Source organism: Litorivivens sp. (assembly GCF_057445395.1).
The window spans coordinates 1-17723 of sequence record NZ_JBVBUV010000036.1 but is presented as its reverse complement, the minus strand read 5'-3'; the positions used below and the strand labels follow the sequence as shown (position 1 = coordinate 17723).

Genomic DNA, 17723 nt, shown 5'->3' with positions numbered 1-17723 from the left:
GTGCCTTCGATCAAGCGACAGTTTTTACGACAACCCCGCAAACTATCCTTGATCCTGTCGCGCCCTGTCTCTCAGCGACGACTGAAAAACCTGGTCTCTCATCAGCGTTTGTAAATCCGACTCATGGACGCTTATTTTTTCACGTGCATCAAGCAGCGATAGCAAACCATCAATCTCCTGACAAAGATTGATATTATCCGACAGCAGACGGCGCCTGATTGAAAGCTGCTTCCTTTTATTTGCTGCATCGCGAAATCGGCCGCGCATTTGTCTAGACACACGAATCACTTCTGATATGTTCTCAGGGGTAGCCAGACTGAGCAGCAACTGATCCGCGTGTTTTTTTGTTGCTTCGCATTGCGCCATCGCCTGGCGTCGCTTACGTTCCAGTACTCTCACTCTTCGCAGCATCTGTCGACGTCTGAACACAAGTTTCCAGAATGACATTTTCGCTAATTCGTCATTGTGTTTATCAATCTCAGCGGCTATCTGGTACAAGTGCTCAAGCGCCTGTGCCGCTTCAAGCCTCGCACGCAAAATATCGTCTCCCCCCAGATGGGTTAAGGCAGTTACCAGCTTGCGTTGTTTACTGTGATTTTCTCGCGACTCGGACAGCGGAACGTCCAGTGCATCGCGTTCCTCTTCCACCGTCTGCAATAGCTCTCGCAGCGCACATGCTTCACTGGCAATCGCGGTTCGTAGCTCGGCAACGCTAACACTCACCGTTGGCAATTGCGTATTAATCACAGCTCCTCATCCCCTCGCCCGTTATTCAATCGATCAGAATGCAAGAATTGGGCACACTATTTCAGGCTCCAAAGTGCGCCCAAACAGCACATCGTGACCAACCAGCACACCGACCGAAAACCTTCTGTCGCGCTCAAGCAACAATATTTTTTACATATTCATCAGAGACTTAGCTATATCCACAAGAGCACCTGTAGCTACATCCCGACAACATTAGGCGCTGTGCAACACCGGCGCTCCCCCGCAGTTTTCCCTAAACCGTCTTAAGTGCTTGTCTGCTCTTGTGTTTCCAAGACTGGCACAGCTCTTGCCATTCCCTTCGCAAGCTCGCAGGAGCTGTTTCAGCCTCGGAAACAGACATTGTAGATTGGGGAGTTATCGTGAACACACAAAGACAGACGTCAACTCGACACCGTAAACACTGCCAGGGCGAAATCCAACGCCCCTTCAGAAAGCGACTACTCGCCGCCAGTATGTCGGCGGTGGTCGCTGGCGCACTTTTAAATTCCACTAGCGCAATGGCGCAAGTGGATAAGATCGAAGCACCGCAAGAAACCAGAGAGGCGGTGCCCCTGAGCAAATCTGCGAAGGCTTGGTTAGGATTCATTACCCAGATTCGCAACCTGTCTCAACAATCTTATCGCACCAATGCCCAGGAACTCGAAAGACAGTCCCGAGAGGCAGCGCTCGCCGCGGAACGGGGCGACCTTGGCCTTACCCTGTCGGCGAGCCACTCACGATTCCCAGACGGACTCGGTGGCGACGTGAGCAACGGCACAACCAACTCAAGCCTGGAAAAATATACGGATGTCAGGCTCAACTACCGCCTGTTTGATCAACTGCTTCGCAAAGGCTCCCGGGTAGATGCAGCAAAAGCGCGATTGAAGCAGGCCGAATACGAAGTGACCGAGCAAACAGCAACCGCGGCGATAGAACTCGCTCGAGGCTCGGCGCAGGCATGGTCGGAAAAATACCAATATCAGGCGCTATCCGAAGCACTGGAAGCGATTCAGGCCGCCAAAAAAAAGCTGAAGCTGTCAGCGGAAGCCTCGATGCCGGAAATCACCGAAGCGACGCTGGCAAACGAAGCCGAAGCACTTATCCTGCACAACGAGATCACCAGCGCGTTCGACAGTCTTTCACCTTTTGAGCCATCTGCGCCGAGGCCGCCTGAAGACTATACGGTACTGCCGCTGCGCGCCCCGGGCAGCGACGATATCGTTCGCCTAGCCAACCAATCGCCTGAAGCTAAAATGCTGGAGCTTGAATCTACGGCGCTGAAAGAAGAAGCCCAATCCTATCGTGGCAACGGTATCGATCTCGATCTCTTTGCCGGACAGGTCTATCAGGAAACAGCAGCTGGCGGCCCTGAGCTCGACGACGGACCACAGTATGGCGCGGTGCTGACCATTCCACTGGGTGCCAACGACTACTATCGTGGCAAGGCGCTGCGTTTGCAATCTGAAGCACGCCGACGCCAGGCGGCAGACGCCTTGCTGGTACGCCAGCGAGAACTGATTCAACTCAGGAACGAATGGAGCCAATCCGTAGCCGCCATGAGTCGAGCCACTGAACGCATGCGTCAGCAAAACCGGATTCTCACTCAGATGCGAAAGCGCGCTGAACATCCCGGCTCTGGTCGTGCACCCCATCCATGGCAGATCGATGTGGAAAACGCGAGGTTTTGGCTTCGAGTCGCGGAAACCTGGAACGCGCGTGGCGAATGGCTTTCCAATCTGCTGGCCTGGGCCGTCGTTGAACCGGAGTTTCTGACAAGTGAATTCAGAGAAAGCAATTATTCCCGGGACAACGCTATCTGCGCTCCCCTGTATGAATGCTGAGGAGGAAATACACATGGTTTCTGCACTACGCAAAACGTCAGGTACTATTCAGGATAGCAAGCCAGTTCCCTACGAACTGGTTGAACTGAAAGAGTTTGACCGCGTTACCGATGAAGCTGCGTCGGTGCGGGCTATCTTTGGACAGCCGATATCAGAGGCGGTAGCGGATAAAAGTATACTGCCATTGGTCATCATTGGTTACGACAAGCAAAAGATTGTCAGTTTACTGCGCGATTGCCGGGCCAATCTTGAAACCTGCCTGCGGCCTATCGCCGTCATAGGAATGACCGAGCACGCCTTGGACCCGCTCGTCGATCATCTGGCAGACGGCGTTTTGCCCCCTCGACCTGATAGCGAACAGCTTCGCGACATGTCGGTAACGCTTAACTTGCTGCATCGACAGTTGCGCGACATCCGCATGGAACCCGAAGACAGGCCGCTGAGTCTGCTGCAGTTCCTCTATACACGCGGCAGTAGCCTGCAACCCACTGTGTCGCCGGATGATCCCCAAGCTTACAGCTATCCGTTAGCCGAACTGCTGATGGACGTTAACGCCAATCAGGTACGCGAGTTGCTCGACGACATGGCCGTTCATCAGATAGTCAGCCAGACACATGTCGATCGCCTGTTTACCTGTCCGGACTGCAGTCACTATCGCGTGTGTGTAAAAGAGCTGTGTCCCGAGTGTGATTCCACGCACTTGGAAACGCAGGAATCCATTCACCACTTTCGCTGTGGCCACGTCGGGCCAGAATCGGACTTTATGATCTCTGGCCGACCTGTCTGCCCGAAATGTCGCGGCGACGTTCAGCATATCGGGGTGGAATATAATCGTCCCGGTCGGTTTGTTGTCTGCGGCTCATGCCACTACTGGGCGAGCGAGCCGGTGCTTACTGCTTGGTGCGCAGTGTGCAACACCTACCACTCTCCCGCTGATCTGCAACCGGTGAACATTAGCAGCTACGCCCTGAGCCAGAATGCGATGGCGATAGCTCGGATAGGCTCCTGGAATCCCCAGCAGGTCGGCGTTGACTCCCGCAAATCCGCACAGACTGGCAAAACCCGAGCAAGTAAATCGAAGCCCGGCGCCAAGAAAGACAGAACAATGGCCAAGCCGCTCGATGCCATTGCCAAGGTCGTCATGAAAATAGCGGATGAGAATGACAATCCGACTACCGTTTACCGAGCCGCACTCAATGAAAAGTCGGCCGACTGGCAGGACCAACTCGATGAAGCTCGAGCCACTATTCAGACATACGCCAATGAGTCGCTGCTTTGTATTGAACAGCGTCAAGCTGAATTGATGATCGTGCTTCATGATTCGTCCGAACGTCGAACACCGACCTGTCGACAACTAGAGAAAGCCGTTCGACACGAAACCGGCATTGATCTGAGCGTCGAAGAAATCGACGACAACGATGACAGCATCGTTGCCAACCCATCCGACCGGTTGGCGTAAGGCGATAACCATGTTGAACGAATTTTCAGTTGCCTTCGGTCAATTCTGGAGTGAATGTTGGGCGCTAGTGGAAGCGCTTACACCCTGGGAACTGGCATTGATCATGTGGCCGTTTGTTTTCCTGTCGATACCGCGTTACATCCTGTCGGAACTGATAGTACTGGGACAGGTGTTTCGGACCGAGCCTGCGGAGAAAGTTCGCTTTCGTCAGCAACTAGCGATGCAGAAACCGCTGGTCTCCATACTGTTGCCAGGCTACAACGAAGCAGAAACACTCGAAACTACTGTACTGTCGCTACGCGAACAATCGTATCCCAACCTGGAGATCATCGTGGTCAGCGACGGCTCCACCGATGGCATGGACGAGATTGGTAGACGCCTTGCTCGCCGTGGCTGGATCCGCTATTTCGAGCACCGACAGCGCGGTGGTAAATCATCAGCGGAAAACTTTGCCGCAAACGCTGCACGCGGCGATTACATGGTGATATGCGACGCCGATTCCACCTTTGATCGCGACTCGGTCTGGCATTTGCTGGTGGAATTCTACGACCCAGAAGTACAGGCGGTCGCGGGAAATCTGCGCGTGCGAAATGCAACTACCAACTTACTCACTCGCTGCCAGGCTATCCAATACCTGTTCAGTATAGGCGTCGGCCGCCGTGCATCCGCAGCCGCCGGCACACTGTCGATCGTATCAGGCGCCTTTGGCGCACTGCGCAGCTCGGTCGTCAGGCAGGTGGGTGGCTGGGAAGCCGGCCCGGGTGAGGACGGCGACCTCACCACCAAGATATGTCTCGCCGGTGGCAAGGTCGGTTTCGCACCAAGAGCCATGTGCATGACCGATGCCCCCGACATCTGGTGGGGCTATTTCCGGCAGCAACTTCGCTGGAATCGCAGTGTCGTGCGGTTTCGCATTCGCAAATACCGCGGCATTTTCAACCCCTTCAGTCGCACGTTCAGCACGCGCAACCTTCTGGCCGCGCTGGACGAGGTGGTGTTTGAGGTGATCTTTGCAATATCACTACCGATATACGTCACCTGGATGCTACTGAATCACGCCGAGATGTTCTGGCAGGTGACCGCGCTGGTCTCCGTGCTTTATGTCCTGGTCAATGTCTTTCACTACTTTATTGCGCTGGCAGTCAGTGAGAGACCGAATCTCGATTGGCCAATGGCCCCATACCTGCCTTTGTATGGCTTTTTTACGGGCCTCTATCTGCGCACCGTAAGACTGCTGGCCTACGCCGATGAATACATCTTTAAACGCTCGTATTGGGAAACTTACGTTCCTGAATATGTACAAGCTCAGTCAAGGAAGTTTGACTCATGGTAAACCGACAGCAAACAGCTCTACGTAAACGTGAAGAAACCGCCCCTGTTCGCGCACGTCCTAGCGGCGGCACGCCTGCCCGCCCCTGGCGTCAGTGGCACTCCAGCACGCAAGCGCAGGAGTCGATGCCGCTGGAGGTGGCGCGCCCAAGCAAACCACAATGGGGCCGTTACATCTATCTCGGTATTATCGCCTGCATTATTGCGTTAGTTGCTCGCGAGGTGTACACGAGTGTGTTCTGGTTTAACGCCCAAGGCGCTATCAGTGGCCGCCAGTACAATGTCTCGCCATCTCAAACGGTCACCATTGACGAAGTGTTAATCGAGCCATCTCAAGAGGTGCGCGCTGGTCAAGCGCTCGTAAAACTCAACTCGCCGGACCTGGTTCAAGCGCTGGCGCGCAATGAGGCAGAAATAGCTAGGATTCAGGCAGACCTGATGGAAAGTACCTCGCGCATCGAATCGAATCGCGAAGACCTCCGGGCGCAGATAGCCACAACCAAAGCACGCGTGGAAGCGCTGGAAAGTAAATCGCGTACCGAAATTGAACGTATTAATGCCATGCGCCGATTGGTAGCAGCCGGAGCGGTTTCCAAGGGTAGCCTGCAAGAACTTGAAATGCAGCACACCGAAACCTGGTCTGAATACCAGCAGGCCAAGGCCGAACTACAGTCTGCCTACCGACAGAGTTCCGCACTGGCAGAAGCTGAACGTAACTCCAGTGACAACGCACTACCGGAAGATCGTCTGGCCTCACTGACAAAGCTGCGCGACAGCATTCAAACCCAGCTAAACAGCCTGGAATTACGTGCCCCATCTGACGGTGTGGTAGCCACCGTTCCCGTGTCACGCGGTGATGTACTGAAGGCCGGCGAACCTGCGGTTATCATGCTGGAGCAGGACGACACCCGCGCCTTTCTCTATTTCCCACCGTCAGCACAGGGTCGCCTGAAGGTTGGTCAGGTAGTACCGGCTCACACCTCGGCTGGCGCTGAATTTCCTCTGCGAATAGAGAAAATCTATCCTCGCATGGAGAGCAAAGCGGGGCAGCAATATAACCAGCTAAATGCTCCGGCTGACGCTGCACTGGTTGCTGAAGCCGTACCGGTCGATGGCAGCGAGTTCCCTGAAGCGATGAACTCTGGAACCCCTATTTACGGGAGAGTGCCACGTTGGTCTCTGGCTGAGGATATCGACGCGACGCTAACGTCACTGTTTGGTAAGGAAGCTGTCGCTTTACCCGAACAAAACCAGGCGCAGCAAGAAGAGCATACTGAGGCTAGTGAAGAACAGCGGTAAGTCTCCAACAACAAAGTTTCGTTACTATTCGCGTGCAGGCTGTTGCCCGCACGCGACATTTAACGCCAGAATACCTTTAATTTAAGCGTTTTCTGCAAAGACATTCGACCCTCTCGTCGCGCTGCACTACAGTGCAACTCTATGACGGCAAACACCATCGCAACCGGTATAGCTCGCTGCACAGTGCCGGCACTGACCCATCACTTGCTTGTACTCAGTCTGCTGCTGCCAACCGGAAAGCCACTGGCTGACGCTCTGCCCTTCACGGTCCGGGACCATAGCAATGGCATGCGCAGCGCCTACCTGTCGCGTCCGGCACGGGCAGACTCGCTCGTCGCCTTGCAATTCGATGTCGGCAGTTTTCAGGACATTCACGGCATTGACGGGCTGGCACATCTTGCAGAACACCTGCTGCTACGGCAGCATCTTCCGGCGGATAAAAACAATACGCGATCGTTACGCGACTTCCTCAAATCGCGCGGCGGCCGCGTTCAGGCAAAAACTGGCCACCAAACTACGCGCTTCTTTTTTCAGATTAGCAGCCGAGAACTACCAACATTGCTGAACGGTCTAGATCATATACTGCGATCTCCAACCTTTCCCGCCAACACCGTCGCTGCGGAGATCAGCGCGATCAACGATGAATTTGCCTTTTTAAATACAAAGCCAGAGCAACTGCTATGGGACGCACTGAAAGTTACCACCGTGGCAGAGCATCCTTTTCGTCGCTTTAGCGCCGGCAACCTGGACAGTTTCGCAGCTCATCCATTGGAAACTATCCGCGCGGCTCTCGCTGATTTTTATCGCCGTTTCTATCAGGCGTCGACGCTGACCACGATTGTGGTAGCGTCATCGCCAGCCGCAGAACAGCAGACCTTGATAGCCCAGACCCTCGGCAACCTACCCAGTACCGACGTACGCACCATCTCCGCACCAGCGCTGTTTTCAGCGGACGATATGCCTCAGCAACTGGAGATCCGCTTCCCGACTCCCCAACCGCAGATAGTGATGCTTTACCCATTGCACGGTGTTGACCGAAACGAAGCAGAGCGCGCGATTGCGTGGCTTGACTATTGGGTGGAAAGCGACCGCGTCGGAAGTTGGCAACAGCAATTGATTGACACCCAGCTGGTAAGGCAGGTGACGTTGGGGGCCGGACTATCGGCGGGTAGTGCGGCCACGCTTAGCCTACAGATTCAACCAACGGCTAAGGGACTAAGGCATATTGAACAGATTCTCGCAACGATCAACGAAGCGCTACAGGCCCTGATAACCCAGAGCGACGGGCATGCGCTTTATCGCCAATTCCGGCTAGCACCGTCATCGCCACTACCGATTGCAATTGACAATAATGATATTTCACTTTGGTTCAAACAACTTTCGAAACACGAGCAAGCAAAAGAACCTGATGGCACTTTTCATTTCAGCGATGCCTTTCGGCACCAGATCCACCTGAACAACTCACTCGTGGTACTACTGGCCAGCACAGTCGAGGGACACCAGAAATCTCCTGTTTTCCACGTGCCGTTTACCCATCAGCGCCAACGTTTCGGCCAGCAGACACCTATTAAATTGAGCAACTTCACCCCACCACAGCCACTCTCCGACCTCCCGTCTCTATCTGCGCTGGCTGATCGCGCCTCGAAACCAGCGTTATTTTTAAGCACACCCGCATTGAGTGCCTGGCATTCACCCAGCGATGACAAAGACAGTGACGTGCTGGTCCGGCTGTCAATGGAGTTGCCAGACTGGTCCAACAATGTGCGCAGCAGAAGTTTAAGGGCTGTATGGTTACGGGCATTACAGACAGCAGCCAGCACAGATTCCGCTAGTTACTGGTACCAGCACGATAAAGGCATCGGCTTGTCGTTGCGGGGCAAACCGAACGCTTTAAAGCGTAGACTGCGAAAACTTGCAGACGAGCTCAAGCAGACCGTGACCGAATCCAGGTTCGCTCAAATCAAAAAGTCTCTTATTCAGGAGTGGCAACAACCACCGCGCTACCGCTTTGCCTTTGAAGCTCTGGTGGAAGATCTGAAACAGGCAGTTATCGCTACCTACGATAGTCCGCAAGACAGAATAACCCAATTACAGACACTAGGCCTGAAGTCACTGCGAGACTTACAGAACAGCGCGCTGCCCGCGCGGACGACACTCTATATCTATGGGTCAAATCACCAGACAGCCAAGCAGTTGAGCGCCAGCCTTGAATTTCCGCACCACCGTGCGCACGAGCTGCCACAGCAGTTTACTAGTGCATTACGCCCCGGTAAGCCGCAAGTTTTCAGCCGCCATCTTGCCAGTGACGCCAACGCCTTGCTGCGCTACCAGCAGGCCCCGGGAAGCACACCAGGCGACTACGCCCACCTGCAAGTTTTGCTACCCATGCTCCGGCATCAATATTTTGCAAGCCTGCGTGAGGCGCAACAACTGGCCTACGGCGTCACAGTGGTTCCTGTAAACCTGAGAAACCACGAAGGCATTGCGCTTATTGCTCAATCCGGCACAACACCACCGGACAAACTCCAGCAAGCGACAGAAGACTTTTTGCACGATTTCACCCGATGGCTGAATACGGTGCCAGATACCCAATTGGAGCAGCTCAAGGTCAAAGCCTTGGCGGAGCTACGCAATCAACGGCAACCAGAAGAAACCCTGCGAGGCGATAAGCTGGCATCCCACTACTGGTCGCAGATAACCCAAAACCGCGCCGATGGTGATTGGTCACGGGCGGTTGAGACCAGCCTGGAGGATCTGAATCGCGATCAATTGACCCGCTATTTTTTGAGACTATTTGATACAGAAACTCAACGCAGCCTAATTTTAAAAGGAAAGCCGAAAAACCAGGGCTAACGAATTGGCGCTGCCAAAGCAGCGCCTGCAGATTAAAAAAGCGGTGACGGCGCAGGTGTGGGGATAGCCTCGGAGGTGCCGCCACCGCAGGAAGCGAACCCAACCTTCAAGTGTTAACCAGATTATTGGGGGTGCTGATCAATCGCGGAGAACTCGCTGAATTCCTCCGAGCTCAGATGCCCGTCGGTATTGGTATCAAGTTCACCGAAAGACATCGCCACGTCGGCGTTGGATTCCGCCTCTTGAGGACTGATCAATTGGTCCTGATTGGCGTCCAGTGCTGAAAACATGCCCGCGTTATCTCCGGCAGCCTGCTGTCCGTCCTGTTTCTTCTCGTCCTGGTCGAATAGACCGGCGTTGGCGCCCATGGCCGCTATCAACAGGGCAGAAGCAACACTCACCATATGGGATTTACGTTTCATGACAGATCTCCTGTGAATTCTTAACCAGCAGTAGACGCTCTCAACCACTGGCTGAAGCGCCCCTCGCTACAGGTATTCCAATGATCGTGCCAACTTTATTTTTTCTATAAAATCAAAAGGTTGCAAAACCATGCAGTATGCACACCTAGAAAAGTGTCTCCAGATCCTTGCAGAAAAACTCACAATTTATATTTAGTTCTTATTTTTCAAACTGTTATCGATGTCGCTAGACCATAACAGGCAACACAGCGGTCATTGAAATTTGCTGGCAGCCAGCGCAAACTTTGCCGGCGACCGCGAAAGGAAAATGGCAAGATGGCATTGACGATTGAAGACCGATTCGAAATTCACGAGTTGCTCGCGCGTTACGCCCACGCACTCGACTACCATAACCTGCCCGCCATGCGCGACATTTGGACCGATGATTGCCGCTTTCAGGCGGATGAGCCTGAAGTGAATATTTCGGGCCTGGACAACCTTATGGCGTTTTTCGAGCAGACAGTGGCCGCTGTACCCAACGCCCGCCATATAATTTCAAATATCTATGTAGTTGGCAGCGGCAGTGAAGCACTGTGTCACGCGTATCTACAGGTCATGGATGTTGAACAGGGCACCCAGCTCGGCGCCGGGCGCTATCGGGACGAGATGGCCCGTACCGCCTCTGGCTGGCGCATACGCACCCGGGTGTTTACTGCCGGGTAACCCACCCTGCTTCTGTAAAGATGCGTTGAAATCACTAGGGGCTTTTACGACACACCAAGTGAACGTAGCGCCCAAGCTGCCAATAGGGTTCACGCGCACCGTATTGCCACTCCACTGCCATAACGTCTTCGAGTGATCGCTGCGCACGCAGCGCGCGCGGCATCAAATCCAACGCAAAACGCACACTGCGGCGACCGCTTACCTGCAAACCCAGTGCCTCCAGCTGGCCAACCACGGTCATCGGATCTTGCGGCGAAGGCGGGGTGAAACTACCCGGTTCTCCGGCAAAAGATTCGGCCTGCACTTTATACAGGTTACCCTTCACCATATTGGCCAACGCAATGGCATGCACATTGTAAAACAGCAACGATAAGTGGCCACCAGGTGCCAACGAGCGAGCCAGTATGGGCAATGCCTGGGCCGGTTCTGCCAGCCACTCCAACACCGCATGGCACACCACCAGATCGTACCCACCTTCAGGTACCGTGTGCTGCTGCAGTGTCTCCTGCCGACAGCTAACACTCGGCGGCAAGTTCTCCTTAGCCAGCTGCAACATATCGAACGCAGGTTCCGACAGACACACCCGGTGCCCGAGCGCGGCAAGGCGGGCGCTAATCTGCCCGAGCCCACCGCCGGCGTCCCAGCAAGTTAGGGTATGGTCATTCAGGGCCAGCTGCTCCTGCATATCGCGCCAGACCAGCGCCAAACGCAACTCCCCTTTACTGGATCCATAGATTTTGTCGCGAAAGCGCTGGGCGCGGCCGCTGAACACCTGATCTTCACTCATTCAGAAAACGCACCTCATTGTGGCTGCATTTTTCTGCCACAGCGTCTACCAGATCAATGTCGAGCACGTCCGCCAAGGCATTGATATACATCACCAGATCGGCCAGCTCCTCGGCTACAGCGTTAGCCGTCGGCACCGCCTGGCCATCACGGGTACCCGACCACTGAAACAGGCGCAGCAATTCCGCCGCCTCCACGCTAATCGCACTGGCGAGATTCTGGGGAGTGTGGAGGGCCTGCCAATTATTGTTCAGCGCAACACGCTCAAAGGAGCGGCTAATGGCTTGCAGATCAAGTTGACGGTTCACTTATGCACCTCCTCCGGCTGGGGAGGCGCAAGCATACCGGAAAACGACGGGCGAAAAAAAACCGGGGAGACCCCGGCTTTAGTATCGTCGACATTTGACCCCCGGCATGGGATTGCATCCCTACGCGTAAATTCCGTTTTACGCTAGCCTTCCCTGAATAATCTGCCATGCCTGAGTCAAGAGGGCCGTCCTTAGCCCGAGAATGATTATCACTTCAGCGCGACCGGATAAACATAGGAAAAAACAGCGGCGCTTTGTAGGATATATCTTACAAATTCAGCGCGGCCGCTTGATGGTGACCACCTCGCCCAGCAGACCATAATCATCCCCGCCGAGACGCGCAATGGGGTCCAGCGCCTTGGCATCCACCTGCAAGCGCCCCTCGTTCTCGACGGCTATATCATCGCTGATATAGATCTGGCGAACCCGGCCATAAATCACCGCCTGGGCACCAATTTCGTGGTGTTCGTAGAGCTCGCAGGCATAGGCCACGCGGCAGTCACACAACCGCGGCAGGGCAAAATCGCCAAACTCTGTGGTTGCCAGGCCGCTGCGCTCAAGCTCGGAGTCGCCATGTATCAATGGCGCGCTGCTGGCGGTTACGCCCTCCATCATCTCCCGATGGGCAATATGGACGACAAAATGCCCGCGCTCCAAAATATTGCGTCGGGTGTCCTTAATCTCTCCGTCGGGCTTTTTGCCGATCGATAGCATTATCAGCGGCGGATCGCTGCACACACCACTAAAATAGGAAAAAGGCGCCAGATTCAGGCTGTCATCACCATTGTCTGATAGCACCCAGGCCACCGGCCGGGGAATCAGGGTTTGGATCATGGTGAAATAAGTGCGATTTGGAGAGAGTTCGTTGAGGTCAATAAGCATGAAGATCAAGCATTGAGGTCGGGAATGATGCGCGCTCGCAGGCGCACAATGCAGTCTTTAACGTAGAGTTTTTCCTTCTTGAGTCGGCGCAGCTCCAGCTGGTTATGGAATGGAACTTCCTGCTCCTTTTCCTGCAGGTCGAGGATCTTCCTGTCAATTTCACGGTGCAGGATACGCAGCTCGGTCAGACGCGCCCGAATTTCCTTGTGATCCAACTCTTCTATCATGGGCCAAACTCAGTGAGCCAATACGTCGGCTTGCGCTAGCAAGCCGCCAGCGCCTCATAGTAAATCGAATAAGGTGTAGACAAAAGGGGCAGCCAAAGGCCTGATCTAAATAATCACTGAATTTTGGCAAAACCCGCCATTGTTAGGGCCTGGCAGCTCGGGAATACTGTCTCCAGAATGAGCCATTGCCGAAAGCGAGTGCTCACCGACTGTAAGTGACCAACCTGGGAGATAACACATGCGTTCCGAAATCTGCGACAAACTGGGTATCGAACACCCGATTTTCGCCTTCACCCACTGCCGCGATGTGGTGGTTGCCGTCAGCAAGGCCGGCGGCATCGGCGTTCTGGGCGCGGTGGGTTTCACCCCTGAACAGCTCAAAGAAGAGCTGGACTGGATCGACGAACATATCGGCGACAAACCCTATGGCGTAGACATTGTTATTCCGCAAAAATACGAAGGGATGGGCGACATGTCGCCGGAAGAGCTGGAAAAGCAGCTTAACGCCATGGTGCCCCAGGAACATATCGACTTCGCCCAGAAACTGCTGGCAGATCACGGTGTTCCCGAGTGGGAAGACGGCACAAAAACCATGGGCCTGCTGGGCTGGACTGAAGCCACCGCCACACCGCTGCTCGAAGAAGCCCTCACTCGCAAGAAATGCGTCATGATCGCCAACGCGCTTGGTACACCACCGGCCGACAAAGTGAAAATGATTCAGGACAGCGGCCGCCTGGTCGGCGCCCTGTGCGGTAAGGTCAAGCAGGTAAAGTCACACGTCGAAGCTGGTCTCGATTTCATTGTCGCCCAAGGCGGCGAAGGTGGCGGCCACACAGGCGACGTTGGCTCCATCGTATTCTGGCCACAAGCGGTCGCCGCCGCCCAAGGCACCCCTGTGCTGGCAGCGGGCGGTATCGGCACCGGTCAGCAAATGCTGGCTGCCATGGCGCTGGGCTGCGCTGGTGTATGGACCGGCTCACTGTGGCTTACCGTTGAAGAAGCCCACGCCGAGCCCGCCCAAAAAGAATCTCTGCTCAAAGCCAGCAGCGAAGACACCGTGCGTTCGCGCTCGTGGACCGGGAAGCCTTGTCGCATGTTGAAAAATGACTGGACTGAAGCGTGGGAAGCTCCCGAGAACCCCAAACCGCTGGGCATGCCCTTGCAGGGCCTGGTATCCAGCGACGGTATCCGCCGCACCGCCAAATACGCCGGCGTGGCCGACACCCAGGCCGTGGCATTCAACCCGGTGGGACAGGTAGTCGGACAGATCAACACCATCGAATCGACCCGTGGCGTAATGATGCGGCTATTGAACGAATACGCCGATGCCTATGAAAAAGTGACTGCCCAGCTCGAAGGCTGACACGCTGCACCAGTACGAAAAGCCGCCCATGAGGCGGCTTTTTTACGCCCATTGAGAGCACAGCGAAAAACGGCAGCCAGGTTACAGGCTGGAAGCTGTTGCCCTTCCGGGGCTGCGCACAGTAGCAGCATCAGCCCTGCTGTACACCGGGTTGTGCAGCCCCTCAACATTGGTTTCGATACCACCCCCACTGAAAGTGTTAGGAATCTTAGTGTCATAATGATTCAACGGCTCAGACGTCAACTCAGCCCGAACCCTGCTCAGGGTATCCAGCACAAACTTGCTATCTACACGTGGCAATACCCGCAAAAATGTATCACCGCCGACTCGCGCTACTAACGCACCCGGGGGAAAGGCCCACATCAAAGAACTGGCAACACATTTCAGCACCCGGTCACCGCAGGCCTGACCGTGGATATCGTCTATTGTCCTAAGGCTACTCACGTCTAACGCAGAAATATCGTTACCTGCGCCATAACTATTCAGTTAAACCGCCCCCCAAGAGGGACTATAGTCTCTGCTTGTTACACCAATGCCGTACAGCACCACCGCATGGATGACCGGGGCGACACATAGGCGAGAAACGCTGCTCCTCCCTTGGCAAAAACAAGCTTACAACGGCCGCTGGCATGGCGTAGCACCTTGGGGCAACGAGCCGCCCTTTGAAATACTCATTGAGGCTAACAATCGTTCGGGCGGCGCTGATGCCAGGCGTGCCTATAGCCCGCACTGCTTGAGAGATATGCTGTCCATAGAATCGCGCCAGATCCCCCCTTTAAAGAAAAATAATCTGCTCAAACTGTAATATTTATGCACGCACCTGTTGACGGGCGTCTTTGATCGCGTAATCTGAGCAAACAATAACCAAGGAAAAGGAGAGCTTTTCATGAAACACACAGATTTCGGTTCCAGCCTCAAAGCAGGCGCATTGGTAGCCCTGTTAGCCTTCACCACTGGTTGCGCCAGCACTAGTGAGATTCAGCAGGCCAACGCCACTGCCGAGAGCGCATTGCAGGCCGCCCAGCAGGCACAACGCACAGCCGAGGAAGCCCTGCGCAAGGCTGAAGCTGCGCAGCGTTGCTGCGACGACAACACGAAGAAAATCGACCGCGCCTTCGAACGGGCACAGCAAAAGTAAGCCTGAAAGTAGCTCGGTACCGCCGCCCCCTCCGGGGCGGCTTTTGGCGCAGCCCGGACTAAGCCTCTGTCTAACATACCCCTATGGGTTATCGCTGACCGGCGGCGCAGACCCGACAGTATCACGCACGTCTTTCATTGGGTGACCGGATAGGCCATCCCGTCCGCTCGCTGAAACACTTCGCTCACACGCTCCCAGTCCACATCCTCCGCCGCAATCTCGGGTTGGCTTTCAACTTCATTGCGAATAATTTCCAACAACGGCTCGATATCCCGACTCTCTGCGTCCGTCTCATCGGTCGGCGGGTGCACTTCGACGAAAAGCCGCCCCTCCCGTACCGCCGCCTTGTGCGGCTGATCGATTATACGAACCGGCGTACCACGCCCGACTCGGTTGAACAGTGCGGCGATGTCTTCCGGGTACAATCTGATACAGCCGTGGGAAACGCGCATGCCGATACTCAATGGCTTATTGGTGCCGTGAATAAGGTAACCTGAGATACCCAACAACAGGGCGTAATCACCCAGCGGATTGTCCGGGCCAGGGGGCACCACCGCTGGCATAGGCCGGCCATTAGCCTCATGTTCGGCCCTAACCGCAGCCGGCGGGTACCAAGCGGGTTGCGTCAACCGCTGGACAATATGGGTAACACCCAGTGGGGTGTTCCAGTTCTGCCGCCCGATGCTGATCGGGTGCGTAATGACCTTCTGGACATCGTCGGGGCCTTCCTGCGGCGGGAAGTAATACAGGCGCTTTTCCGCCAAATTTAGCACTATACCCTCACGCGGCTCGTCGGGCAGAATGTACTGGTTAGGAACCGTCACGACAGCGCCCACTTCCGGCAACCAAGGGTCAAGCTCGGGGTTGGCCAGGCGCATCTCTTCGTAGCCCATATTGTAACGGCGGGCAATATCCACAAGTGCGTCGCCCTCCCGCATTGCCGTTGACGAGTTTTCACCTATGATACGGGTATCGGTTGTCGACAACACAAAGGTACCTGCCTGCAAATGCAGCGACAGCGTGTACGACAGGAATAATAGGATACCCAGGCTGGAAAAATTGTTTTTGACGGTGCTCAACTACGCTCCTGCACTGGCATTTGAAGCCTTATGAAAAGCAAATCTTAGCGTATTTCTGCTGAATAACTAAGGTGCCGCTGAGCAAAATCGTCGGAAATATTAATAGTGCACTCAGCCCTATTAAAACCGGCTCAATCGCGAGATATTGGTATCGCAGTACCGGGGCAAGGTACCGCGGTAAAGTGGCCAAGCATCCAGGCATTGCCGAATACCACCGGGCTGTACCATAGCGCGCCCAGCATCATGCCGTTTGCGGCACCCACCACAACATCTATTAACGCAATCGATGACATCTCCATAAGAACATCTCGATTACTGGAACAATTATCTTCTACTGGTCGAGCAGTAGCCGTGGACCTTGCGACCGTAGACACTCTTTATTCAAATCTCCCGGACACACGTAGACGCGTGTATGCAGAGAAAGCCAGCCACTCAGTGAGGCCGTACTTCAAGTACGCTTAGCTTGCTATGGGACTTATGCAGCTCCATTTCAAAGCGACCACTCTTGTCGGCCACAAAAGAAATCTGAGAGGCTTCGTCGGGCTTGAGATCAGCTGAGAGATCATACCCATGAAGGTGCACTTCGTCTTTCTTGTTGGTGAAAAACCGGAACGTTACAGGCGTGCCTTCAGTAACCGCAACAACCACAGGCCCTTCGGCAAGCTGACCATCTATAACGTTGAATTCGAATTGTCGTGTCTGCAGCTCAGTAGGCTTTGCGGCGGACTGCGGTGCCGGCCTCATCACTAGAAACAAACCGCCCAGCAACAACACCCCAAGCAGCAAGATAGAAACTGTCGATTTGTTCACTGTGCTTCTCCGATTTTATCGCGCACAGACATGTTTTATACACGTCTTAACCTGTCATAAGAACCGCAAGGCAGTCAGCGGCTGAGCCAAAATCCACAAACCTGCGATTGTAAAGCCAATCATTAACGCCAGCATCGGCAGCTGGCTAAGCATGGCTTTGCCGCGTACACCAAAAACCTGCAGCGCAACTCGATGGGCAACCCAGACACTGACAACATGACCAATCAAAATTAAGCCTACCTGAGAATGCCAAACCACCGCCATGTCCGGCAAAATTGGGGCCCGATAACTGTGCAGTGTGCCGAACAAATTCCATTGCCAACCAAACGGGTCAGACGCCAGACTGATAATCTTCAGGCCGTGACTCAAGATCAGCGTTGCATAATGGGTCGGGTGATAAACGAAGGCGATAGGCAGTAGGGTAGGGCTTATCAACAGGGTTTAATGAGTGTCATCCCCCGTTAATGGGGTAGAGCCG

The 17723-nt window shown here is 54.7% G+C and carries 19 protein-coding genes; 8 read left to right on the top strand and 11 right to left on the bottom strand.

The window, feature by feature from the left end; translation table 11 throughout:
• Positions 1-42: 42 nt before the first annotated feature.
• Positions 43-747 (bottom strand): hypothetical protein, encoded by a 705-nt coding sequence (locus tag AC222A_RS11410; RefSeq protein ID WP_372748493.1) that lies wholly within the window; start codon positions 745-747, stop codon positions 43-45.
• A gap of 380 nt (positions 748-1127) precedes the next feature.
• On the opposite strand from AC222A_RS11410, the gene AC222A_RS11405 reads away from it, so the two are divergent.
• The 5 genes from AC222A_RS11405 (at position 1128) to AC222A_RS11385 (ending at position 9528) form a co-directional block, all read left to right on the top strand.
• The gene (locus AC222A_RS11405) at positions 1128-2588 is read left to right on the top strand and encodes a TolC family protein (RefSeq protein WP_372748494.1); all 1461 of its coding nucleotides are present in this window, start codon (positions 1128-1130) and stop codon (positions 2586-2588) included.
• Between the two features lie 13 nt (positions 2589-2601).
• Positions 2602-4047 carry a TackOD1 domain-containing metal-binding protein gene (locus AC222A_RS11400; RefSeq protein WP_372748495.1) on the top strand — a complete coding sequence of 482 codons (1446 nt, stop codon included), beginning with the start codon at positions 2602-2604 and terminating at the stop codon, positions 4045-4047.
• 10 nt (positions 4048-4057) lie between these two features.
• On the top strand, positions 4058-5380 hold the full coding sequence (locus tag AC222A_RS11395; RefSeq protein WP_486775011.1) for a glycosyltransferase family 2 protein: 1323 nt from the start codon (positions 4058-4060) through the stop codon (positions 5378-5380).
• Positions 5374-6675 (top strand): HlyD family secretion protein, encoded by a 1302-nt coding sequence (locus AC222A_RS11390; RefSeq protein ID WP_372748497.1) that lies wholly within the window; start codon positions 5374-5376, stop codon positions 6673-6675. The genes AC222A_RS11395 and AC222A_RS11390 overlap by 7 nt, the downstream gene beginning before the upstream one ends.
• A gap of 141 nt (positions 6676-6816) precedes the next feature.
• Positions 6817-9528: an insulinase family protein gene (locus AC222A_RS11385; RefSeq protein ID WP_486775010.1), complete on the top strand. Its 2712-nt coding sequence runs from the start codon at positions 6817-6819 to the stop codon at positions 9526-9528.
• A gap of 122 nt (positions 9529-9650) precedes the next feature.
• On the opposite strand, the gene AC222A_RS11380 is transcribed toward AC222A_RS11385, so the two are convergent.
• Complete coding sequence (locus AC222A_RS11380; protein ID WP_372763880.1) at positions 9651-9950, bottom strand: EF-hand domain-containing protein; 300 nt, start codon at positions 9948-9950, stop codon at positions 9651-9653.
• Positions 9951-10265: 315 nt separating this feature from the next.
• Between AC222A_RS11380 and AC222A_RS11375 the strand changes: the two genes are divergently transcribed.
• The gene (locus AC222A_RS11375) at positions 10266-10652 is read left to right on the top strand and encodes a nuclear transport factor 2 family protein (RefSeq protein ID WP_372750473.1); all 387 of its coding nucleotides are present in this window, start codon (positions 10266-10268) and stop codon (positions 10650-10652) included.
• A gap of 34 nt (positions 10653-10686) precedes the next feature.
• Here AC222A_RS11375 and AC222A_RS11370 read toward each other — a convergent pair whose 3' ends face one another.
• The 4 genes from AC222A_RS11370 to AC222A_RS11355 all read right to left on the bottom strand — a co-directional run bounded on the left by AC222A_RS11370 (position 10687) and on the right by AC222A_RS11355 (position 12855).
• Positions 10687-11439 carry a methyltransferase domain-containing protein gene (locus AC222A_RS11370; RefSeq protein ID WP_486775009.1) on the bottom strand — a complete coding sequence of 251 codons (753 nt, stop codon included), beginning with the start codon at positions 11437-11439 and terminating at the stop codon, positions 10687-10689.
• Entirely contained in the window at positions 11432-11746 is a 315-nt protein-coding gene (locus AC222A_RS11365) for a MazG-like family protein (protein ID WP_372760083.1), read from the bottom strand. Before AC222A_RS11365 ends, AC222A_RS11370 begins: the two co-directional genes overlap by 8 nt.
• Positions 11747-12022: 276 nt before the next feature.
• Positions 12023-12628 (bottom strand): flavin reductase family protein, encoded by a 606-nt coding sequence (locus tag AC222A_RS11360; protein WP_486775008.1) that lies wholly within the window; start codon positions 12626-12628, stop codon positions 12023-12025.
• Positions 12629-12633: 5 nt separating this feature from the next.
• The gene (locus AC222A_RS11355) at positions 12634-12855 is read right to left on the bottom strand and encodes a YdcH family protein (RefSeq protein WP_372750139.1); all 222 of its coding nucleotides are present in this window, start codon (positions 12853-12855) and stop codon (positions 12634-12636) included.
• Between the two features lie 238 nt (positions 12856-13093).
• Here AC222A_RS11355 and AC222A_RS11350 point away from each other — a divergent pair, with 238 nt between their 5' ends.
• A complete protein-coding gene (locus AC222A_RS11350) occupies positions 13094-14218 on the top strand; it encodes a nitronate monooxygenase (protein ID WP_372750138.1) in 1125 nt (374 codons plus the stop codon).
• 81 nt (positions 14219-14299) lie between these two features.
• Here AC222A_RS11350 and AC222A_RS11345 read toward each other — a convergent pair whose 3' ends face one another.
• The gene (locus tag AC222A_RS11345) at positions 14300-14662 is read right to left on the bottom strand and encodes a GGDEF domain-containing protein (RefSeq protein WP_486775007.1); all 363 of its coding nucleotides are present in this window, start codon (positions 14660-14662) and stop codon (positions 14300-14302) included.
• A 442-nt stretch (positions 14663-15104) separates the two neighbouring features.
• Here AC222A_RS11345 and AC222A_RS11340 point away from each other — a divergent pair, with 442 nt between their 5' ends.
• Complete coding sequence (locus AC222A_RS11340) at positions 15105-15356, top strand: alanine-zipper protein (protein ID WP_372750280.1); 252 nt, start codon at positions 15105-15107, stop codon at positions 15354-15356.
• Positions 15357-15490: 134 nt separating this feature from the next.
• Here the strand turns inward: AC222A_RS11340 and AC222A_RS11335 are convergent, their stop codons facing one another.
• The 4 genes from AC222A_RS11335 to AC222A_RS11320 all read right to left on the bottom strand — a co-directional run bounded on the left by AC222A_RS11335 (position 15491) and on the right by AC222A_RS11320 (position 17680).
• Positions 15491-16435: a L,D-transpeptidase family protein gene (locus AC222A_RS11335; protein ID WP_372750279.1), complete on the bottom strand. Its 945-nt coding sequence runs from the start codon at positions 16433-16435 to the stop codon at positions 15491-15493.
• A 131-nt stretch (positions 16436-16566) separates the two neighbouring features.
• Positions 16567-16734, bottom strand: coding sequence for a DUF1761 family protein (locus AC222A_RS11330; RefSeq protein WP_372763885.1), 168 nt, complete (start codon positions 16732-16734; stop codon positions 16567-16569).
• Between the two features lie 133 nt (positions 16735-16867).
• A complete protein-coding gene (locus AC222A_RS11325) occupies positions 16868-17245 on the bottom strand; it encodes a cupredoxin domain-containing protein (RefSeq protein WP_372750277.1) in 378 nt (125 codons plus the stop codon).
• Positions 17246-17299: 54 nt separating this feature from the next.
• The gene (locus tag AC222A_RS11320; protein ID WP_486775006.1) at positions 17300-17680 is read right to left on the bottom strand and encodes a hypothetical protein; all 381 of its coding nucleotides are present in this window, start codon (positions 17678-17680) and stop codon (positions 17300-17302) included.
• Positions 17681-17723: the final 43 nt, after the last annotated feature.